This is a genomic window from Pseudomonas sp. PDM30, assembly GCF_019218985.1.
Classification (GTDB): Bacteria; Pseudomonadota; Gammaproteobacteria; order Pseudomonadales; family Pseudomonadaceae; genus Aquipseudomonas; species Aquipseudomonas jessenii.
This window is the reverse complement of sequence record NZ_JAHUWM010000002.1, coordinates 509,925-530,654: the sequence shown is the minus strand read 5'-3', so window position 1 is coordinate 530,654 and position 20,730 is coordinate 509,925. Positions and strand designations below refer to the sequence as shown.

Genomic DNA, 20,730 nt, shown 5'->3' with positions numbered 1-20,730 from the left:
CAATCAAGCAGAGTGGTGGATCGTTACGCTCAGGTTAATGATCGAGATCTGCGTCGTTCATGCGGGCCTCTTCGCGGGCAAGCCCGCTCCCACAGGGTTTTGTGTTCACCACAGATCAACTGTGGGAGCGGGCTTGCCCGCGAAGAGGCCGGTGCAGTCAACGCAAGACCGCGATCAGATGGTCAATCCGGCATCCACCAACAACGCCTCCAGTGCCAACAAGTTCGGCACCTTGGCCACTTGCTCGCCCACCTGCACCGCTGCCTGCTCCAGCGGACACAACGGCACATCCACATAACTCAACTGGCTATCGAGCTTGCAGGAGCGCGGAATCCCCTGCACCAGCAGGGCGATGAATTTCAGCTCGGGGCGCCCGCCCAGGGCGTTGAGAATGACGATCCGCGCGCGTTCGCCGATGACGATTTTCTGCGCGCATGCCGACTCGAAACTCAGCAGCGGAATCTGCCGGTCACGCCATGTCACCAGGCCCAGGTACCACGGCGGCGTGTCGAGGTCGAACGTCCCCGGCTGCTGGTAATCGATCAGCTCGGCAACGGCGACGTTGGGCAGGATCAGGTTGCGGTCGGCCAACGGCAGCAGCAGGCCGGTGAGGTTGCTGGTGCGGTGCTCAAGCATGGGTCTTGCTCCACAAGGCGATGCTTTCGAGCAGCACCGATTCCTGGTACGGCTTGCCAAGGTAGTCGTTGACGCCAATGGCCATGGCGCGATCGCGGTGTTTCTGTCCGGTGCGGGAGGTGATCATGATGATCGGCAGGTGTTGCAGGCGTTCGTCGTTGCGCACCTGGGTCGCGACTTCGAAGCCATCCATGCGCGGCATCTCGATGTCCAGCAGCATCAGGTCGGGCATGTGCTCTTCCAGCAGCAGCATGGCATCGACTCCGTCCTTGGCGGTCAGCACGCTCATGCCGTGGCGTTCGAGCAAGCGGCTGGTGACCTTGCGCACGGTGACCGAGTCGTCGACCACCATCACCAGCAGCGGCCGATGCGGTTCGGCCTCGACCTCTTGCCCCGCCGGACGCTGGGGCACACGGGCCTGCATGGCGCGGATCGGCGCCAGCAAATCCAGAATCAGCACCACCCGGCCGTCCCCGAGAATCGTCGCCCCGGACACCCCTTGCACCGCCGCAAATTGCGGCCCCAGGCTCTTGACCACGATTTCGCGAGTGCCGGCCATGGCATCCACCAGCACCGCGATGTGCCGTTCGTTGCACTGCACCAGCAACACCGGCAATGGCAGGCTCTGGCCCAACAGCTTCGGGCGCGGGCTGGTTTTCAGCAGCTCCCCCAGATAGCACAGCTCGTAATGTTGGCCGGCGTATTCGTAGATTGGCGAATCGAAGCGGAAATACCCTTCGAGTTCATTGGGCAGAACGCGAACGATGCCGTCGATGGTATTGAGCGGGATCGCGTATTGATCCTCACCGCACTGCACCATCAACGCCCGGTTGACCGATACGGTAAACGGCAGGCGAATGCGAAAATGCACGCCCTGCCCGGGCACCGAGTCGATGCTCATGGTGCCGCCCAGTTGTCGCACCTCTTCGTGCACCACGTCCATGCCGACGCCGCGCCCGGAGATCTGGGTGATTTTTTCGGCGGTGGAAAAACCCGGTTGCAGGATGAACTGCAACACGTCGTGATCACTGATGATGCTGTCCGGGGCGAGCAGGCCGCGCTTGATCGCCTTGCGCCGCACCGCGTCCAGCGGTACACCGGCGCCGTCGTCGCGGATGTCGAAAATGATATCGCCGCCTTCGCGCAGCAGATCGAGGGTGATTTTTCCCTTGGCCGGCTTCCCCGCCGCCAACCGCACTTCAACGGACTCCAGGCCATGGTCGACGGCGTTGCGCAGCATGTGTTCCAGCGGCGCGGCCATGCGTTCGAGAACGCTGCGGTCCATTTCACCTTCGGCGTTGTCGACGATGAAATCCACGTCCTTGCCCAGTTCGCTGGACACCTGCCGGACGATGCGCTGCAAACGCGGGAGCATGCGTTCGAACGGCACCATGCGCGTGCGCATCAGGCCTTCCTGCAGTTCGGTGTTGATGCGGCCCTGCTGTTGCAGGAGGTTTTCCGTGTCCTGATTGCGTCGCTCGAGGGTTTCCTTGAGGTCGAGCAAGTCAGAAGCCGACTCGAACAATGCCCGGGACAGTTGCTGCAACTGTGAGTGGCGGTCCATTTCCAGCGGGTCGAATTCCTCGTAGCCCAGGCGTTCGGCCTCGACTTGCTGGCGGCTGAGGATCCGCCCCTGGGTTTCGGTATCGAGGCGGCGCAACTGGTCGCGCATCCGCTCGATAGTGGTCTCCATTTCATTCAGGGCGATGTGCGCATCGTTGACCTGTTGTTCGATTCGGCCACGGAAGATCGATGTTTCACCGGCCAGGTTGACCAGATCGTCGAGCAGCTCCGCCGAGACCTTGACCATGTCCGCGCCGGCATCGGACGGCGGCGCCAGCGGCTCGGGCTTGGGCGTGGCCAACGGCGCAACCGACGCGGGCGTTTCCGGCACGGCCGGATGGCTGAAGTTCTTGATCGCATCGATCAAGCGATCGGCCGGCGGCATCGGCTCACCGGCGCGGGCCGCATCGAGCATCTGCGCCAGGCGGTCATGGCTGCGCTGCAACAGCGCGAACAACGGCTCCGTCGGTTGCAGCACGCCGGTGGACAGGCCTTCGTAGAGGAACTCCAGTTCATGGGCCAGATCACCAATCGCGGCGATTTCCACCATGCGCGCACCGCCCTTGAGGGTGTGCAGGTCGCGCAGCAGGGTTTCCACTTCCTGACGACTCGAAGGCAGGGCCTGCCAGCGCTCAAGCGCCGCCCCGGAGCTTTCGATAATATCGAAACCTTCCTCGAGGAAGATCTCCAGCAATTCAGTATCGTGCGCAGCCGCGTCACTGCCGGTCGCCTGTCGGGCCCCCTCGGCGATACCCGCATGCCCTTGACGGTAGGCACGAATGGCTTCGATCAGCTCACGGGAATCGTCCAGCGGCTGGTTGAGTTGCAACTGTTCAAGGTACAACGCCAGTCGCTCATGGCTCTGTTTGAGCAGCACCGCCAGTGAATCGCTGAAGGCATAACGACGGTCCACCAGGCCCTGGTAAAGGCTTTCCAGCTCATGGGCCAGATCGCCGACCGGCCCGACCCCGGCCATGCGTGCACCGCCTGTGAGGGTGTGCAAATCCCGTTGCAGGGACGACAGCGGCGCGGCGTTGTCCGAGTCGCGCAACCAGCGCTGCAAGGCCTGGCCGGCGCTTTCGAGGATATCCACCGCCTCTTCAAGGAAGATCGCAACGATTTCATCGTCCAGCTCGCTCCTACAGGGGCAGGAGGTAGCGTGCGCTCAAGTTCCTCGGTGGCAGAACCCAGTTCGCGGATGCTCAGGCTTCGGCTGCCATCGCTGCGGATCAAGCCCATTGCCGACGGGTCAAGGCTCTCGTCGAGCAGCTCGCGCAAGGCCCTGATCCGTAGCGGCTGCGGGCTGACTTCCTGCCCGGCGGCCAGTTCGTCGAGCATGTTGATCAGTGCTTCGTGGGCACCCTGTGCTTCATGGAAAAACCGCTCGCTGACCGCCAGGCTGCTTTCTTCCACGGCACCGTACAGGTCGAGCAACGCTTCGCACAACTCGTCCACCGGGTGCAGGTCGGCCAGATGGGCGCCTTCGCCGAGGGTGGTCAATTCGTCCAGCAGCGCGCTGAGCTCCTGACGTTCGCCGGGGTGTTGCTGCCAACGTTGCAACAGGCTTTCGGCGTCCAGCAGGATGTCCATGCCCTGGGCGAGGAAGTTGTTGATCAGTTGCGGGTCGCGCTTGATTCGCAGCCCGGTGTTCGGTGTGCTCAGGAGGTTTTCCAGGCGCTCGGCCAGCTGCGCCCTGGCGCGCTCGGTCAAACCCCGGGCACCGGGAATTTCCGCCAGCGGATCGCGCTTGAGCTGGCGCAAGCCGAGGCGAAACAGTCCTTCTGCCTCCAGTAACAATTCGACTTCATCCAGATCCAGTGCGATCAGGTGCGCCTTGTATTCCCGGGCCAGTTGATCCAGCGGTGCGGCCAGTTCGGCAATCGGCAACACGCCGGCCATGGAGGCGCTGCCCTTGAGGGTGTGCAAGGCGCGCTGCAATTCGTCGCTGGCCTGCAACGGCACATGCTCGGCGGCCTGATCAAGGAAGCGATTGAGGCTGCCCAAGTGGGTTTCGGCCTCTTTGCGAAAGATCTCCAGCAACAGCGGATCGAGGGCCGCGACATCTTGCGTATCCTCATCGGACACCGGTTCATCGCCCTTGGCCAGGGCATGGGCGCGGGCGGCCAACTGATCGACATCATTGCGCTGACGCTGGGCATTGGCGGCGTATTCAGCCACCAGCTCCGGCAGCAGATGCAGCACATCGCCGATCAGTTGCTGCACTGTAGCACCCGGCTCCACACTGTTCTCCAGTACGCGATTGAGCAGGTTTTCCACGGCCCAGGCCAGCTCGCCCAGCACCAGGGCGCGCACCATGCGGCCACTGCCCTTGAGGGTATGGAAGGCGCGGCGCAACTCACTCAGGGCCGAGCGGTTGTCTGGGTTGGCGGACCAGCGCGGCAAGTAATCGCGCAGGATCTCCAGGACTTCGTCGGTTTCTTCGAGGAACACTTCGCGCAGTTCTTCGTCCACCGGCTCTTCGCCCGCGGGTGGCGGCAGCAGGCTGCCCGGGGTGTTCAGCGCGGGCGGATTCAGAGTCGAAACAGGACTGGCGAGCACATCGGCCAAGGTCTGGACGACCTGCGGATCCTCCAGCTCCTGCATCATCTGCATGACCTGCGCCTGGGTCGGGTTGAGCACATCATCAAGCACTGGCACATGCTGCTCACTGGGGAAAAAACCGAGGTTCGCCAGGCTTTTTTCCGCGACATCGAGCAGGTTTTCGCCCTGCGCTTGCGGGTCATCACCGAGGCGTTCGAGATAGTACTCGATGCTGGTGATCACATCGGCCAGACTGTCCAGTTCCTGCCAGCCCGGTTGACCCGGCTCGAGCAACAGGTGCTCGCGAATAAAGTGGTTGCAGGTTTCGACCAGGCTCGCCGCCCGGCTCAACGGAATCATCGCCAGCGCCCCGCGCACCTGGGTCAGCAAGGCCGGCAACGCCTGCAAATGCTGGCGGTCCCAATCGGCGTCGATGTAGTCGACAATCATGTCCTTGGCCTGCTGCAAACAGATGCGGGCCTCCTTGATCACGATCTGATGGATCTGCGTCAGGTCGGTGGTGGGCAGGCGGTTGTCGTCCTGGCTCTCCGGCTCCACGGTACCGACCATGCCGGCCAGCGTCGCTTCGACGTACAACAGGGCCCCTGCAACGTCCATGAGGATCGCATCGTTGGGTTCGCGCTGGCCCTGAGCGAGGCTGAGCACCACCGCCAACTGATCGATGATCACCTTGCGCGGCTGGCCGAAGCCCAGGACCGCCAGGGTGTCGGCGATTTGTCGCAGCGGCGCCAGCAGGCTGTCGAGGTCGGAAGTGTGCTGGCGGTCACTGCGCACGAACAGGTCCAGGCGCTCCTTGACCCGCACCAGCTCTTCGCACAGCGCAGCCAGCACCGAGCGCATGGCGTCGCGGTCGGGACCGGCCAGGCGCGCGCGTTCTTCATCGACCATCACGCTGTCGGGCAGCGCGTCGTCCAGTGAGTAGCGTTCTTTCATGGTCAGCATCTGCCCGGTGGGATGTTCGGCCTTGGCAATATAGAAGAGCAAACTCTTGAGCAGCTCCGGCGGGGCCGGCTGGTTGATGCCGGGCATGCCTTGTTCGAGCAGGCGCTTGAGTTCCTTGTCGGCATCCTTGAACAGGCTGCGCAAGGCCGGGCTATTGGCGATCGCACCGCCCTGCATGCCTTCGACCAGCGCCGATGCCACCTGCCATAACGGGCTCAGGGGGGCGTTGTCGCACAGTGCTTCGAGGCGGGTGAATACCTTGGCCAGGTAATCGAGGTTGGTGTCGTTGTCCTGTTCACGCAAAAATCCGACCAGCGCCATTTGCAGCATCTGCCGCAGCTTTCGCAGCACACCGGGCAATTCGGCCGGTTCCAGCTGCGCCAGCGCTTGTGCGTCCAACGCTGGCAACTCGGGCAATTGCGGGCTGAACAGGCTGGTTTCCGACAGCAGGCTTTCGCCGCGGGCGCTGCGCAGGTCGTTGATCAGTGGCAACACCACCAGTGGCAAGTCGCGGCGCGCGCCTTGCACCCGGTCCAGGTAGATCGGCAACTGCCCCAGGGCCTGCATCAACAGGTGCAACGCCTCGTCGCGATGGCTGACACGGTTGCCCCGCAAGGCCATGGCCAGTTGTTCCATTTCTTCGGCGAGCAACGCCGCGCCGTAGAACTCGACCATCTGCAAACTGCCATGAACCTGGTGGATGCACGAAAGGCTTGCATCCAGCGCTTGCGTCGCCTGCGGGTCATCGAGCAGGTTTTCAATCGCGTGATGAGCCTGTTTCAGCGTTTCGGCAATCTCGCCCTTGACCCACTCGAGGGCCACATAGTCGTGCCGATCACCCATAACCACTCCAATCACAATTCAGATACCCATGGGCGGTTCAAGCTTTGTCCACAACCTGCGCCTTGGCATCCGGCAAGGTGAAACCGGACACCGAACGACGCAACTGACTGGCCATTTTCGCCAGGTTGCCGATGCTGTCGGCCGTGGCGGTGGAACCCGACGATGTCTGCGAGGTGATCTGCTGGATCACGTTCATTGTCAGGGAAATCTGACCGGCCGACGACGTCTGCTGTTGCGCCGCATTGGAAATACTCTGGATCAACGCCGCTAGAGTCTTGGAGACGCCTTCGATTTCTTCCAGGGCCACACCGGCATCCTGCGCCAGACGGGCGCCACGCACCACTTCGGTCGTCGTTTGTTCCATGGAGATGACCGCTTCGTTGGTATCGGTCTGGATCGCCCGCACCAGGGTTTCGATCTGCCGGGTGGCGGCGGACGAGCGCTCGGCCAGGCGCTGCACTTCATCGGCGACCACGGCGAAACCGCGACCGGCGTCACCGGCCATGGACGCCTGGATGGCCGCGTTGAGAGCCAGGATATTGGTCTGATCGGCAATGTCATCGATCAGGCTGACAATGTCGCCGATTTCCTGAGAAGACTCGCCAAGGCGCTTGATGCGTTTGGCGGTGTCCTGAATCTGCTCGCGAATGTTGTCCATGCCGTGGATGGTGTTGTGCACCACCTCGTTGCCCTTGTTGGCGATTTCCACCGAGCGTTCGGCAACCGCCGAAGATTCCGCCGCGTTGGCCGACACCTGGTCGATGGACTCGGCCATGTCGTTGATCGCCATCGACGCTTCGGAAATCTGCTGGGCCTGGTGCTCCGACGCCTGGGCCAGGTGCATGGCAGTGGCCTGGGTTTCCTGCACGGCGGCGGCCACCTGGCCGGCGGTGAGGTTGATGGTCGCGACCAGATCGCGCAACTGGTCGACGGAGTAATTGATCGAGTCGGCGATGGTGCCGGTAAAGTCTTCGGTTACCGAGGCCGTCACGGTGAGGTCGCCGTCGGCCAGGTCTTCGATCTCGTCGAGCAAACGCATGATCGCGTTCTGGTTACGCTCGTTTTTCTCGGCGGTCTCGCGCAACTGACGATTGGTTTCGCGCACCATCACCAAACCGATCAGGATGATCGAAGCCAGCGCCAACAGGCCCAGCACATAGCCGCCAATGGTGTCGGTGGTTCGCCCGCCGACCATGTTTTCAAAACCGCTGGCCAGGTGTGAGGCTTCGTCGAGCAGGGTTTGCGACAGGCTGAAAATGTTCGAGGCCGATTCGCGTACCTTGAACAGCTCCGGCGAGGTTTCGAGGATCTCGTCCACCGAGCCCGAGACGAACTCGAACAGCTCGGAGATTTCCGCGAGTCGCGCACGGGCGTCGCGGTCTTCGACCTGGCTGACCTTGAGCGCCGGGTCGCCCTGGAGCATGCCGTTGAGCACCTTGCCGAACTGCGTTGCGTCACGCCCGAACGCATCGGCGGCCTGCTGTGAATTTTCGTCGCCGGCCAACACCGTGTTGACTGCGCCGAGGATCCGCTCGGCCAGCAGCGATTGGCGCTGGGCCATGGCCACCTGGGCCGCCGGGGCGCCCCGCTGCAGGAGAGTCTCGACGACTTTCTCGTACTCGACCTGCAACTGCGGCACGGTTTCGGCCAGGGTCGCGGCGACCTGATGCAGCGACAGTACGGTTTGCTCGCTGGAGAGAATCGCATCGGTGTTCTTCAGCAGCCGCTCCCAGTCCTGTTGCACCGCGCGCATCTCCGGACGCACGGTGGCGGGGGCCGGCGGCAGGCCCGTGGCCGGGTCACCCTTCTTCAGAAAACCCCAGCGCCGGGCAAAATCGTTGCGCGCATCGCTGAGCAACTTGAACGCGGCAGCCTTGCCGGCGGCGGCTTCGGTGGCGTTCTTGGCGATACGCTGGGACAGCACGCGCAGTTCGCCGGCGTGGCCGATGTACTGTTTGTCGTAGATAGCCTGGGTGTTGAGGTACGCGAAGTTGGCGAACAGCAGCATGATGAAGACGATCAGCGCGATGAACAGCACGATAATCTGCGACCGGCTGCGCGACCCTTCCATTGGCTTGCCTGCTTTTGCTTTTATCATCGGTCCTCGCCTGTTAACCCACACCTTCCAAGACTTGCCGAGGAACCTGTGGGAGCGAGCTTGCTCGCGATAGCGGTGTGTCAGTCGACATTAATGCTGGCTGCAAGTCCGTCATCGCGAGCAAGCTCGCTCCCACAAGGTTCTCTGTTGCTCCAACTACACCGCGACGCTCATGAACCCCTGGGACTGCGTCAACGCAAACGGGCTGAACACCTGCCAGCACTGCTCACGCTGAAACCGGCCTTTGACGAACGTCGCCACCGGCCCCTTCAATTCGTCTGTCGGCACCGGCTCCAGGCTGTCCTGGGCAAAGTGCTGGAGGCCGAAGACTTCATCGACCAGCAACCCGGCAAACACCTCTTCATGTTCCACCACCAACACCCGCCGCTGTCGACGCACCGCCGAAAGCTCGTGCCCGAAGAAGCCGCACAAGTCCATGACCGGCAGCAAACGTCCGCGCAGGTTGGCGACACCCTTGACCCAGGGTTTGACCCCTGGTAGCTGAGTGCAGCGCGGCTCGTGCAAGACTTCGCTGACTTCGCTCATGGGCGCGACATACCAGTGCTCGCCCAGGCGAAAACCGATGCCGCTCCAACTGTCCCGCCGGGCCGGCTGGGACGGCAAGTCCGCCGCCAGCAAACGACAGCGCTGGTCGATCTGCAGCAGCAGTTCGAAAGCCGTCAGCGACTCGTTCATGGCCTGACGATCAACCGGCCAGCACGTTGTTCAGGGTCTTGATCAGGGTGTCTTCATCGACCGGCTTGGTCAGGTAGTCCTTGGCACCCTGGCGCGTGCCCCAGACTTTGTCGGTTTCCTGATCCTTGGTGGTGATGATGATCACCGGGATGTGCCCGGTTTCCGGGTCCTTGGTCAACTGGCGGGTGGCCTGGAAGCCATTGAGGCCTGGCATGACGATGTCCATCAGCACCGCATCGGGCTTTTCCTGGCGGGCCAGGGCCACGCCGTCGGCGCCGTTTTCGGCTTTCAACACTTCATAACCGTGCTTTTCCAGCATGCCGGTCAGTTTGTACATTTCGGTCGGCGAATCATCGACGATCAGAATACGTGCCATGGTCTTCCCCATTCTTGTCGACGCCTGGCCCGATGGCCGAGCGTCACTGTGCGTGTCCTACTGCGGCAAAACGGCGGCGAAGCCAGGAACATGGGCCTGGATCGCATCAAGCAATTCTTCCTTGCTGAAAGGCTTGGTCAAAAACTGGTCGGAGCCGACGATGCGCCCCTTGGCCTTGTCGAACAGCCCGTCCTTGGACGACAGCATAATCACTGGCGTGGACTTGAACGCGCTGTTGTTCTTGATCAGGGCGCAGGTCTGATAACCATCCAGGCGCGGCATCATGATGTCGACAAAGATGATGCCGGGATGGTTGTCGACAATCTTGGCCAGGGCATCAAAACCGTCGATGGCCGTGATGACCTCACAACCCACGTTCTTGAGCAGCGTTTCGGCGGTGCGACGGATCGTCTTCGAATCGTCGATCACCATGACCTTCAAGGCGCTGGGGTGCTGTTCCATAAAATGCTCTACCGTCGCCTTTGCGAAACAAATTGTCCGTTTGCCGGTTAACGCGGCTCGAAACCCTTGGTGCTCAAGGGCCGGCACGACATGGCAGCCTTTTTAGCACAGTCTCCAACACCAATCTATCGGCCGACCCGCAAGGTGGTTTTTCCTTGACCGGGAACACACTCAGCGCCACTCTGACGCCACTTTTATACGCTGATCTTTTGTAGGAGCGAGCTCGCTCGCGATGGCCGTCAACGATAACGCGTGCTGGCTGGATAAGCGTGTTGTTCTCGGGTTCATCGCGAGCGAGCTCGCTCCTACAGAGATCGACATAGCCCCCCAAATTTCGAGGAAACACCCATGAGCGTTCGCGTCGGGATTGTCATGGACCCTATCGCCAGCATTTCCTATAAAAAGGATAGCTCGCTGGCCATGCTGCTGGCCGCGCAGAAGCGTGGCTGGGAGCTGTTCTACATGGAACAGCGCGACCTGTATCAGGGCGAAGGCCAGGCCCGAGCCCGGATGCGTCCGCTGCAGGTTTTTGCCAACCCGGAAAAATGGTTCGAACTGGGGGCCGAAAGCGACGCGCTGCTGAGCGATCTGGACGTGATCCTGATGCGCAAGGATCCGCCGTTCGACCTGGAGTTCGTCTACTCCACTTATTTGCTGGAACAAGCCGAGCGCGCCGGCGTGCTGGTGGTCAACAAGCCGCAAAGCCTGCGCGACTGCAACGAGAAGCTGTTCGCCACGCTGTTCCCGCAGTGCACACCGCCGACCGTGGTCAGCCGCCGCGCCGACGTGTTGCGTGAGTTCGCCGCCAAACACGGCGATGTGATCCTCAAGCCGCTGGACGGCATGGGCGGCACGTCGATTTTCCGTCACCGCGCGGGCGATCCGAACCTGTCGGTTATCCTCGAAACCCTGACCGCCCTCGGCGCCCAGCAGATCATGGGCCAGGCCTACCTGCCGGCGATCAAGGATGGCGACAAGCGCATCCTGATGATCGATGGCGAGCCTGTGGATTATTGCCTGGCGCGGATTCCGGCCCAGGGCGAAACCCGTGGCAACCTCGCTGCCGGGGGGCGTGGCGAAGCCCGCCCGCTGACCGACAAGGACCGCTGGATCGCCGCGCAAGTCGGCCCGACCCTACGTGAAAAAGGCCTGCTGTTCGTTGGCCTGGACGTGATCGGCGAGCACCTGACCGAGATCAACGTCACCAGCCCGACCTGCATTCGCGAGATTGATAACGCGTTTGGCACCGATATCGGCGGCATGCTGATGGATGCCATCGATCAGAAGCTCAAGGCACGTTGATTAGCCAAACCAACATTGCGTTATCATGCGCGGCCTGTGAAAACGCGATGTTGGTTTCCTTGTCATGACACTCCCGTCCGATCTGCCTGCCGAACTCGCCCACCGTGGCGTGCGCCCGGTCGATCGCCTCGGTTTTACCCTGTTTCTGGCAGCGCTGATCCACCTGGCCTTGCTGTTGGGTGTCGGGTTCGCAGTGGTCGAGCCCAAGCAGATCAGCAAAACCCTGGAAATCACCCTCGCCACCTTCAAAAGCGAAAAAAAGCCCGAGAAAGCCGATTTCCTGGCCCAGGAGAATCAGCAAGGTAGCGGCACCCTGGATAAAAAGGCGATTCCCAAGACCACCGAGGTCGCGCCGTTCCAGGACAACAAGGTACAAAAAGTCACGCCACCGCCGGCTGCCAAGCCTGAAGTGCAGGAAGCCCCGCCCAAGGCTGCCGTGACCACCGTGGCGCCGAAGCCGAAAAAAGCCCCCGCCAAGACCGAGGAGCCCAAGACCGAGGTAAAAACCCAGGTCCAGGCGCCGACCTTCGACAGCGAGCAACTGTCCAGCGACATCGCCAGCCTGGAAGCGGAACTGGCCGCCGAACAACAGCTGTACGCCAAGCGCCCGCGCATTCACCGCTTGAGCGCGGCCTCGACCATGCGCGACAAGGGCGCCTGGTACAAGGACGAATGGCGCAAGAAAGTCGAGCGCATCGGCAACCTCAACTACCCCGACGAAGCGCGGCGCAAACAGATCTATGGCAACTTGCGCCTGATGGTGTCGATCAACCGTGATGGCTCGTTGTATGAAGTGCTGGTGCTGGAGTCTTCAGGCCAGCCGCTGCTGGACCAGGCGGCGCAACGGATCGTCCGGCTGGCGGCACCGTTTGCACCGTTTACCGGGGATTTGTCGGATATTGACCGGCTGGAGATTATCCGCACCTGGAAATTTGCCCGCGGCGATCGCCTCTCCAGTAACTGACCACACACCCCCACCTGTAGGAGCGAGCTTGCTCGCGATAAACCTGAGAGCACAGCAGGGTGTCAACCTGGCAGTGTTATCCTTGACGACCATCGCGAGCAAGCTCGCTCCTACAGAATTGCGCTAATTCCTGTGCATCCCCAGCTTGTCAGTTCGCCCCTCGAACGCCACACTAGCGGTCATGAAAAACGTCAGCCCCAGCTACCTCAAGCATCAATTCCTGATCGCCATGCCGCACATGGCCGACCCGAACTTTGCGCACACCTTGACCTACATCGTCGAGCACACGGCCAATGGCGCCATGGGGCTGGTGGTCAACCGTCCGCAAGATCTGAACCTGGCCGATATCCTTGAGCAATTGCGCCCGGAAATCGAACCTCCAGCGCTATGCCAGCATGTACCGATCTTCATCGGTGGCCCGGTGCAGACCGATCGCGGTTTCGTCCTTCACCCCAAGGGTCAGAGCTTCCAGGCGACCGTTGATCTGGAAGACGAGTTGGCCCTGTCGACCTCCCAGGACGTGCTGTTCGCCATCGCTGACGGCGTCGGCCCGGCAAAAAGCCTGATCGCCCTCGGCTACGCCGGTTGGGAAGCCGGGCAACTGGAGGCCGAACTGGCGCAGAACGCCTGGCTGAACTGCCCATTCGACGCGGACATCCTGTTCAACACCAGCAGCGAACTGCGTCTGGAAGCGGCCGCCAAACACCTGGGCGTCAACCTCAGCCTGCTGACCAGCCAGGCGGGGCACGCCTGATGGCCCTGAAGCTGATTCTGGGTTTTGACTACGGCACCAAACAGATCGGCGTTGCGGTCGGCCAGGTGATTACCGGCCAGGCCCGCGAGCTGTGCACCCTGAAGGCGCAGAACGGCATTCCTGACTGGAACCAGGTCGAAGCCCTCATCAAAGAGTGGAAACCCGATGCCGTGGTGGTCGGCCTGCCGTTGAACATGGACGGTACGCCCAGCGACATGTGCGCCCGCGCGGAAAAGTTCGCCCGGCGCCTGAACGGCCGCTTCAACCTGCCCTTCTATACCCACGATGAACGTCTGACCACCTTCGAGGCCAAGGGCGAACGCCTAGCTCGTGGCGGCCAGAAAGGCAGTTACCGCGACAATCCGGTCGATGCCATCGCCGCCGCCCTGCTGCTGCAAGGCTGGCTCGACGAAAACACCGCACTGTTTGAATCCTGAAGAGCCGCTGTGCGTCTCTCTTAGCTACAACCCGAGCCACTTCCCGCACAGGCTGGCTCGGGCCCAAGAAGGAGCAACCATGAGCCTGCCCAATCCCGCCGAACTGATCAGCCAGATGGCGACCCGACTTGACGCCTATCTGGCCAAACGAGGCATCAGCGACCCGCGTTTCATCGGCATCCGCACCGGCGGCGTCTGGGTGGCCCAGGCTCTGCTCAAGGAGCTGGGCAGCAATGACCCCCTCGGCACCCTGGACGTGTCCTTCTACCGCGACGATTTCAGCCAGAACGGCCTGCACCCGCAGGTTCGCCCTTCGGCGTTGCCGTTCGAGATCGAAGGCCAGCATCTGGTGCTGATCGACGACGTGCTGATGAGCGGCCGGACCATCCGCGCCGCCATGAACGAACTTTTCGACTACGGCCGCCCGGCCAGCGTAACGCTGGTGTGCCTGCTGGACCTGGACGCCGGCGAACTGCCGATCCGCCCGAACGTGGTTGGCGCGACCCTGTCGCTGGCGGCCCACGAACGGGTGAAGCTGTCCGGTCCCGAGCTCGCGCTCGAACTGCAAGACCTCGCCCTTTAATTCGCCCTATTGAGAGTCCCCCTTGCGATGACGCCTCTAGAAACCAAGCGCCCGCTGCAGCTCAATGATCAGGGCCAGCTGCGCCACTTCCTCTCGCTCGACGGTTTGCGCCGCGAACTGTTGACGGAAATCCTCGACACTGCCGACTCCTTCCTTGAAGTCGGCGCCCGGGCCGTGAAGAAAGTCCCGCTGCTGCGCGGCAAGACCGTGTGCAACGTGTTCTTCGAGAACTCCACCCGTACCCGCACCACCTTCGAACTGGCGGCCCAGCGCCTCTCGGCGGACGTGATCACCCTCAACGTGTCGACATCGTCGGCAAGCAAGGGCGAAACCCTGCTCGACACCTTGCGCAACCTGGAAGCCATGGCTGCCGACATGTTCGTCGTGCGCCACGGCGATTCGGGTGCCGCGCACTTCATCGCCGAACATGTTTGCCCACAAGTGGCGATCATCAACGGCGGTGACGGCCGGCACGCTCACCCGACCCAGGGCATGCTCGACATGCTCACCATCCGCCGACACAAGGGCGGGTTCGAAAACCTTTCGGTGGCCATCGTCGGCGACATCCTGCACTCGCGGGTTGCGCGCTCGAACATGCTGGCCCTGAAAACCCTGGGTTGCCCGGATATTCGCGTGATTGCGCCGAAAACCCTGCTGCCGATCGGCATCGAGCAATACGGCGTGAAGGTCTACACCGACATGACCGAAGGCCTGAAGGACGTTGACGTGGTGATCATGTTGCGTCTGCAGCGTGAACGCATGACCGGCGGCCTGTTGCCGAGCGAAGGCGAGTTTTACCGCCTGTTCGGCCTGACCACCGCGCGCCTGGCCGGCGCCAAACCCGATGCCATCGTGATGCACCCGGGGCCGATCAACCGTGGCGTGGAAATCGAGTCAGCAGTGGCCGACGGCCCGCACTCGGTGATCCTCAACCAGGTGACCTACGGGATCGCCATTCGTATGGCGGTACTGTCCATGGCCATGAGCGGGCAGACTGCGCAACGCCAATTCGAGCAAGGCCAATTCGAGCAGGAGAAAGCCCAGTGAAGCTCAGCATTCTCGGCGCCCGCGTGATCGATCCGGCCAGCGGCCTGGATCAAGTGACCGATATCCACATTGAAGCCTGCAAAGTCGTCGCCCTTGGCGCGGCGCCAGCCGGTTTTGTCGCCGTCGACACGATTGACGCCAAAGGCCTGGTGGCCGCTCCCGGCCTGGTCGACCTCAACGTTGCCCTGCGCGAGCCGGGTTACAGCCGCAAAGGCTCGATTGTCAGCGAAACCCGCGCGGCGGCGGCTGGCGGCGTGACCAGCCTGTGCTGCCCGCCAAAGACCAAACCGGTGCTGGACACCTCGGCGGTGGCCGAACTGATCCTCGACCGTGCCCGCGAGGCCGGCAACACCAAAGTCTTCCCGATCGGCGCCCTGAGCAAAGGCCTGGACGGTGAACAACTGGCAGAGCTCGTAGCATTGCGCGATGCCGGTTGCGTGGCCTTCGGCAACGGCCTGGAGAGTTTCCGCAACACCCGCACCCTGTGCCGGGCGCTGGACTACGCAGCGACTTTCGACCTGACGGTGATTTTCAACTCCCAGGATTACGACCTGGCCGAGGGCGGCCTGGCTCACGAAGGCCCGACCGCCAGCTTCCTTGGCCTGCCGGGCATCCCGGAAAGCGCTGAAACCGTCGCCCTGGCCCGGGATCTGCTGCTGGTTGAACAGACCGGCGTGCGCGCGCACTTCAGCCAGCTCACCAGCGCACGCGGCGTAGAGCTGATCGCCCAGGCCCAGGCCCGGGGCCTGAAGGTGACAGCGGATGTCGCCCTGTACCAGCTGATCCTGACCGACGAAGCCCTGATCGACTTCAGCAGCCTGTATCACGTCCAGCCACCGCTACGCACCCGCGCCGACCGCGACGGCCTGCGCGCAGCGGTGAAATCGGGCGTGATCTCGGCGATCTCCAGTCATCACCAACCCCATGAGCGTGACGCCAAACTGGCACCGTTCGGCGCAACCGAGCCGGGCATCAGCAGCGTTGAACTGCTATTGCCACTGGCAATGACCCTGGTCGAAGACGGCTTGCTGGACCTGCCGACACTGATCAACCGCCTGAGCGCCGGCCCTGCAGAGGCCCTGCGCCTGCCGGCAGGCAAACTGGCGGTAGGTGGCGCGGCGGACATCGTGCTGTTCGACCCTGCGGCCTCGACCGTGGCCGGTGAAACATGGCTGTCCAAGGGCGAAAACTGCCCGTTCATTGGCCACAGCCTGCCGGGTGTGGTGCGCTACACCCTGGTGGATGGACGGATCAGCCACCAGGCTTAAGACCGCGTCGCCTGCATTCGCGAGCAGGCTCGCTCCCACAGTGGATTTGTAGTGATTCGCAAATCTGTGGCTACACGCCAACCCTGTGGGAGCGGGCTTGCTCGCGAAGACGATTTAGAAGGCGCCTCTATTCTGCGCATTACGCACAGAAACCTGGTCGTTCAACGTCCAGAAGTCATACAGCACCCCGAGAAAGAACAACCCGCCCGTCAGCAGGTACAGCAACCCGCTGATCCATTTCCCCTGATACATCCGGTGCACGCCGAACACCCCGAGAAACGTCAGCAGGATCCACGCCACGTTGTATTCGACGGGGCCTGCGGTGAACCGCAGGTCCGCTTCACGGTCCATGGACGGGATCAGGAAAAGGTCGATCAGCCAACCGATCCCCAGCAAGCCGAAGGTGAAGAACCAGATCGTCCCGGTCACCGGCCTGCCGTAATAGAAGCGGTGAGCCCCGGTAAAACCGAAAATCCACAGCAGGTAACCGATCACTTTGCTGTGGGTGTCTTGCTGCTGGACAGCCTGTTGATAGGGGTTCATGAATGACCTCGATTCACACGATAGATAAATATTCTTTAATTCTTTGTGACTTTTTTACAGGCACCCGACGCATGGCAAGTGCTACCTTCACTCCCGTCAAAGCCTTGTAACACCGGACTCCTGTCCGACAATTGCGCCATTTTGCCGCTTTTTTGCCACCATTGCCCCCCGGATTGAATCGACCAACGGCCTCGGAAGCGGCAAAAAAGCTGTTATAAAGTTGCGCGCTAACCTATTAAGAGCCTTGCCTAATGCGTTCATTTTTCAAGACATGGCTAACCATTTGCCTTTTGATGCCACTGGCCGCCCACGCCACCAATCGTGAGCAACGTCTTCCAAACGTTAATGGTTACACCCCAAAATCCCATGCCTCTGCTCCTTCGAGCAAAGACAAGAAATCCGCTAAATATGCTCCAAGCCTGGCCAGCAGCAAAAGCGGCCTGGTTCCACCGATGGGCACCAAGGAAAGCAGCGACGTGCTTAGCCGCGCCGTGAACGTCCTCGGCACTCCCTATCGTTGGGGCGGCAGCAGCCCAAGCAAAGGCTTCGATTGCAGCGGCCTGGTGAAATACGCGTTCAACGACGCCACGTTCGACCTGCCACGCACCTCCAACGCCATGGCCAGCGGTCATGGGGAGAAAGTCGATCGCAACGACCTGAAGCCGGGCGACCTGATTTTCTTCAACATCAAGAGTCGTCGGGTCAATCACGTTGCCATTTACCTGGGTAACGACCGCTTCATCCACGCGCCACGTCGTGGCAAGTCGGTCTCCATCGACACTTTGAAGAAACCGTACTGGGAAAACCACTACGTGGTTGCCAAGCGGGTCCTGCCGAAAGAACAGAATGCGTTGCGGGTTGTTCAGCGCTGATTTGAATTTCCGGGGAATGCCCTTGGAAAGTGCTTGAACATGATGACCCCCTTCGCGAGCAAGCTCGCTCCCACTTTGGAATGCACTCCCCTGTGGGAGCGAGCTTGCTCGCGAAGAGACCCTTGAAAGCACCTCAAATCTTCCTCAAAAATTATCCGGCGACCGCGCCTTCTCCCGCGCATGGTCACGACTGACCAACCCCTTGGTCACCAGGTCCTTCAAGCTCATATCCAGCGTCTGCATCCCCAACGACCCTCCCGACTGAATCGCCGAGTACATCTGCGCAACCTTGTCCTCGCGGATCAGGTTCCGGATCGCCGATGTCCCCAGCATGATCTCGTGGGCCGCGATGCGTCCGCCGCCGATTTTCTTCACCAGGGTCTGGGACACCACCGCCAGCAGCGACTCGGAGAGCATCGAGCGCACCATCGACTTCTCGTCCCCCGGAAACACATCGACCACCCGGTCGATGGTTTTCGCCGCCGATGTGGTGTGCAGCGTGCCGAACACCAGATGGCCGGTTTCGGCCGCGGTCAACGCCAGGCGAATGGTTTCCAGATCGCGCATCTCCCCCACCAGGATCACATCCGGGTCTTCCCGCAGCGCCGAACGCAAGGCGGTGGCGAAACTACAGGTATCACGATGGACTTCACGCTGATTGATCAGGCATTTGCGCGACTCGTGAACGAACTCGATGGGGTCTTCGATGGTGAGGATGTGGTGATGGCGATGGGTATTGAGGTAATCGATCATCGCCGCCAGCGTAGTGGACTTGCCGGAACCGGTCGGGCCGGTTACCAGCACCAGACCACGGGGAGCGTCGGTCATCTTGCGGAACACGTCGCCCATGCCCAGCTCATCCATGCTCTGCACTTTTGACGGGATGGTGCGAAACACCGCGCCCGCGCCACGGTTCTGGTTGAACACATTGACCCGAAAGCGCGCCACGCCGGGCACTTCAAAGGAAAAGTCGGTTTCCAGATGCTTTTCGAAGTCCACCCGCTGGGCGTCATTCATGATGGCATGGATCAGAGTCTGCACCTGTTGGTGATCCAGGGCCGGCAAATTGATGCGTCGCACATCACCGTCGACGCGAATCATCGGCGGCAGGCCGGCGGACAAGTGCAGATCGGATGCCCCCTGTTTGGCGCTGAATGCCAGCAGCTCAGTGATATCCATAGCGCCTCTCAATTCCAGTAGAATGCCGCGAACCTTCAGACCGCTGGCGCCTCTTGATGTCCACCATAGCAGACAACATTCTTCAGGTTAGTTCGCGCATACATGCCGCAACACTTGCCGCGAACCGCGCCGAAAACAGCGTCCAGTTGCTGGCTGTGAGCAAGACCAAACCCGCTCAAGACCTGCGTGAAGCTTACGCCGCCGGCCTGCGCGACTTTGGCGAGAACTACCTTCAGGAAGCGTTGGGCAAGCAACTCGAACTGGCCGACCTGACCTTGATCTGGCACTTCATCGGCCCCATTCAATCGAACAAGACTCGCGCTATCGCCGAGCACTTCGACTGGGTGCATTCCGTGGATCGCCTGAAAATCGCACAACGGCTGTCCGAACAACGTCCCGCCGATTTGCCGCCCTTGAACATCTGCATTCAGGTCAATGTCAGCGGCGAGGCCAGCAAGTCCGGCTGCACCCCGGCCGATCTGCCGGCCCTGGCCAACGCCATCTGCGCCCTGCCGCGCCTGAAACTGCGCGGGTTGATGGCAATCCCCGAGCCGACGGAAGATCGCGCCAGCCAGGATGCCGCTTTCGCTACAGTGCAAAGCCTGCAAGCCAGCCTGAACCTGCCGCTCGACACACTTTCCATGGGCATGAGCCACGATCTCGAATCGGCCATCGCCCAAGGCGCCACTTGGGTGCGGATCGGTACCGCCCTGTTTGGCGCCCGCGACTACGGCCAGCCTTGAAAAATGGCTGACTCTTCTCTTTATAAGGACCTGACATGAGCAAGACACGTATTGCCTTTATCGGTGCCGGCAACATGGCCGCCAGTCTGATCGGCGGCCTGCGGGCCAAGGGTCTGGAAGCAGCACAGATCCGCGCCAGCGATCCGGGCGAAGAAACCCGTGCCCGCGTGAGCGTTGAACACGGCATAGAAACCTTTGCCGACAACGCCCAGGCCATCGACGGTGCCGACGTGGTCGTGCTGGCGGTCAAACCCCAGGCGATGAAAGCCGTGTGCGAAGCCATTCGCCCAAGCCTCAAGCCCCATCAACTGGTGGTTTCGATTGCCGCAGGCATCACCTGCGCCAGCATGAACAACTGGCTCGGCGCCCAGCCGATCGTGCGCTGCATGCCCAACACCCCGGCGCTGGTGCGTCAGGGCGCGAGCGGTCTGTTCGCAACGGCCGAAGTGTCAGCCGAACAGCGTCAGCAGGCCCAGGAACTGCTGTCCGCGGTCGGCATCGCCCTATGGCTGAATGACGAGCAGCAATTGGATGCCGTCACCGCCGTTTCCGGCTCGGGCCCGGCGTATTTCTTCCTGCTGATCGAGGCCATGACCGCCGCCGGGGTGAAACTCGGCCTGCCAGCGGATATCGCTGCGCAACTGACCTTGCAAACAGCCCTGGGCGCCGCACATATGGCGGTCTCCAGCGACGTCGACGCGGCCGAGTTGCGCCGCCGTGTCACCTCGCCTGCCGGCACCACAGAAGCTGCAATCAAGTCGTTCCAGGCCAATGGCTTTGAAGCCTTGGTCGAAAAAGCACTCGGCGCTGCCGCGCATCGCTCGGCCGAGATGGCCGAACAACTGGGTCAATAAGGAGCT

The 20,730-nt window shown here is 61.8% G+C and carries 17 protein-coding genes and 1 pseudogene; 10 read left to right on the top strand and 8 right to left on the bottom strand.

What is annotated here, in order from left to right; all coding sequences use genetic code 11:
* Positions 1-174 precede the first annotated feature (174 nt).
* From KW840_RS06440 to pilG, 6 genes and pseudogenes are all read right to left on the bottom strand, one after another.
* Entirely contained in the window at positions 175-636 is a 462-nt protein-coding gene (locus KW840_RS06440) for a chemotaxis protein CheW (RefSeq protein WP_218494701.1), read from the bottom strand.
* Positions 629-6,546 (bottom strand): annotated as a pseudogene (locus KW840_RS06435) (Hpt domain-containing protein). The gene KW840_RS06440 and the pseudogene KW840_RS06435 overlap by 8 nt, the downstream one beginning before the upstream one ends.
* A 37-nt stretch (positions 6,547-6,583) precedes the next feature.
* Positions 6,584-8,644 (bottom strand): methyl-accepting chemotaxis protein, encoded by a 2,061-nt coding sequence (locus tag KW840_RS06430; protein WP_057712927.1) that lies wholly within the window; start codon positions 8,642-8,644, stop codon positions 6,584-6,586.
* Between the two features lie 156 nt (positions 8,645-8,800).
* Positions 8,801-9,340, bottom strand: a complete 540-nt coding sequence (locus tag KW840_RS06425) for a chemotaxis protein CheW (RefSeq protein ID WP_218494700.1) — start codon at positions 9,338-9,340, stop codon at positions 8,801-8,803.
* Positions 9,341-9,350: 10 nt separating this feature from the next.
* Positions 9,351-9,716, bottom strand: a complete 366-nt coding sequence (gene pilH, locus KW840_RS06420) for a twitching motility response regulator PilH (protein ID WP_218494699.1) — start codon at positions 9,714-9,716, stop codon at positions 9,351-9,353.
* Positions 9,717-9,773: 57 nt separating this feature from the next.
* Positions 9,774-10,178 carry a twitching motility response regulator PilG gene (gene pilG / locus KW840_RS06415; protein WP_090451937.1) on the bottom strand — a complete coding sequence of 135 codons (405 nt, stop codon included), beginning with the start codon at positions 10,176-10,178 and terminating at the stop codon, positions 9,774-9,776.
* A 348-nt stretch (positions 10,179-10,526) separates the two neighbouring features.
* On the opposite strand from pilG, the gene gshB reads away from it, so the two are divergent.
* From gshB to KW840_RS06380, 7 genes are all read left to right on the top strand, one after another.
* Complete coding sequence (gene gshB, locus KW840_RS06410) at positions 10,527-11,480, top strand: glutathione synthase (protein ID WP_150814825.1); 954 nt, start codon at positions 10,527-10,529, stop codon at positions 11,478-11,480.
* A gap of 64 nt (positions 11,481-11,544) precedes the next feature.
* Positions 11,545-12,444 carry an energy transducer TonB gene (locus KW840_RS06405; protein WP_057712923.1) on the top strand — a complete coding sequence of 300 codons (900 nt, stop codon included), beginning with the start codon at positions 11,545-11,547 and terminating at the stop codon, positions 12,442-12,444.
* Positions 12,445-12,625: 181 nt separating this feature from the next.
* A complete protein-coding gene (locus KW840_RS06400) occupies positions 12,626-13,198 on the top strand; it encodes a YqgE/AlgH family protein (RefSeq protein ID WP_057712922.1) in 573 nt (190 codons plus the stop codon).
* The gene (ruvX, locus tag KW840_RS06395; RefSeq protein ID WP_056726497.1) at positions 13,198-13,635 is read left to right on the top strand and encodes a Holliday junction resolvase RuvX; all 438 of its coding nucleotides are present in this window, start codon (positions 13,198-13,200) and stop codon (positions 13,633-13,635) included. The genes KW840_RS06400 and ruvX overlap by 1 nt, the downstream gene beginning before the upstream one ends.
* A gap of 79 nt (positions 13,636-13,714) precedes the next feature.
* Positions 13,715-14,218 carry a bifunctional pyr operon transcriptional regulator/uracil phosphoribosyltransferase PyrR gene (pyrR, locus tag KW840_RS06390; protein WP_057712921.1) on the top strand — a complete coding sequence of 168 codons (504 nt, stop codon included), beginning with the start codon at positions 13,715-13,717 and terminating at the stop codon, positions 14,216-14,218.
* A gap of 27 nt (positions 14,219-14,245) precedes the next feature.
* Positions 14,246-15,265: an aspartate carbamoyltransferase catalytic subunit gene (locus tag KW840_RS06385; RefSeq protein ID WP_046039254.1), complete on the top strand. Its 1,020-nt coding sequence runs from the start codon at positions 14,246-14,248 to the stop codon at positions 15,263-15,265.
* Positions 15,262-16,533 carry a dihydroorotase gene (locus KW840_RS06380; RefSeq protein WP_218494698.1) on the top strand — a complete coding sequence of 424 codons (1,272 nt, stop codon included), beginning with the start codon at positions 15,262-15,264 and terminating at the stop codon, positions 16,531-16,533. Before KW840_RS06385 ends, KW840_RS06380 begins: the two co-directional genes overlap by 4 nt.
* A gap of 114 nt (positions 16,534-16,647) precedes the next feature.
* Here KW840_RS06380 and KW840_RS06375 read toward each other — a convergent pair whose 3' ends face one another.
* Positions 16,648-17,076, bottom strand: a complete 429-nt coding sequence (locus tag KW840_RS06375) for an NINE protein (RefSeq protein WP_057712919.1) — start codon at positions 17,074-17,076, stop codon at positions 16,648-16,650.
* Between the two features lie 251 nt (positions 17,077-17,327).
* Between KW840_RS06375 and KW840_RS06370 the strand changes: the two genes are divergently transcribed.
* Positions 17,328-17,948, top strand: a complete 621-nt coding sequence (locus KW840_RS06370) for a C40 family peptidase (RefSeq protein ID WP_057712918.1) — start codon at positions 17,328-17,330, stop codon at positions 17,946-17,948.
* A 144-nt stretch (positions 17,949-18,092) separates the two neighbouring features.
* Here the strand turns inward: KW840_RS06370 and KW840_RS06365 are convergent, their stop codons facing one another.
* On the bottom strand, positions 18,093-19,127 hold the full coding sequence (locus KW840_RS06365; protein WP_218494697.1) for a type IV pilus twitching motility protein PilT: 1,035 nt from the start codon (positions 19,125-19,127) through the stop codon (positions 18,093-18,095).
* 56 nt (positions 19,128-19,183) lie between these two features.
* Between KW840_RS06365 and KW840_RS06360 the strand changes: the two genes are divergently transcribed.
* Entirely contained in the window at positions 19,184-19,870 is a 687-nt protein-coding gene (locus KW840_RS06360) for a YggS family pyridoxal phosphate-dependent enzyme (protein ID WP_218494696.1), read from the top strand.
* A gap of 35 nt (positions 19,871-19,905) precedes the next feature.
* Positions 19,906-20,724 carry a pyrroline-5-carboxylate reductase gene (proC, locus tag KW840_RS06355; protein ID WP_218494695.1) on the top strand — a complete coding sequence of 273 codons (819 nt, stop codon included), beginning with the start codon at positions 19,906-19,908 and terminating at the stop codon, positions 20,722-20,724.
* Positions 20,725-20,730: the final 6 nt, after the last annotated feature.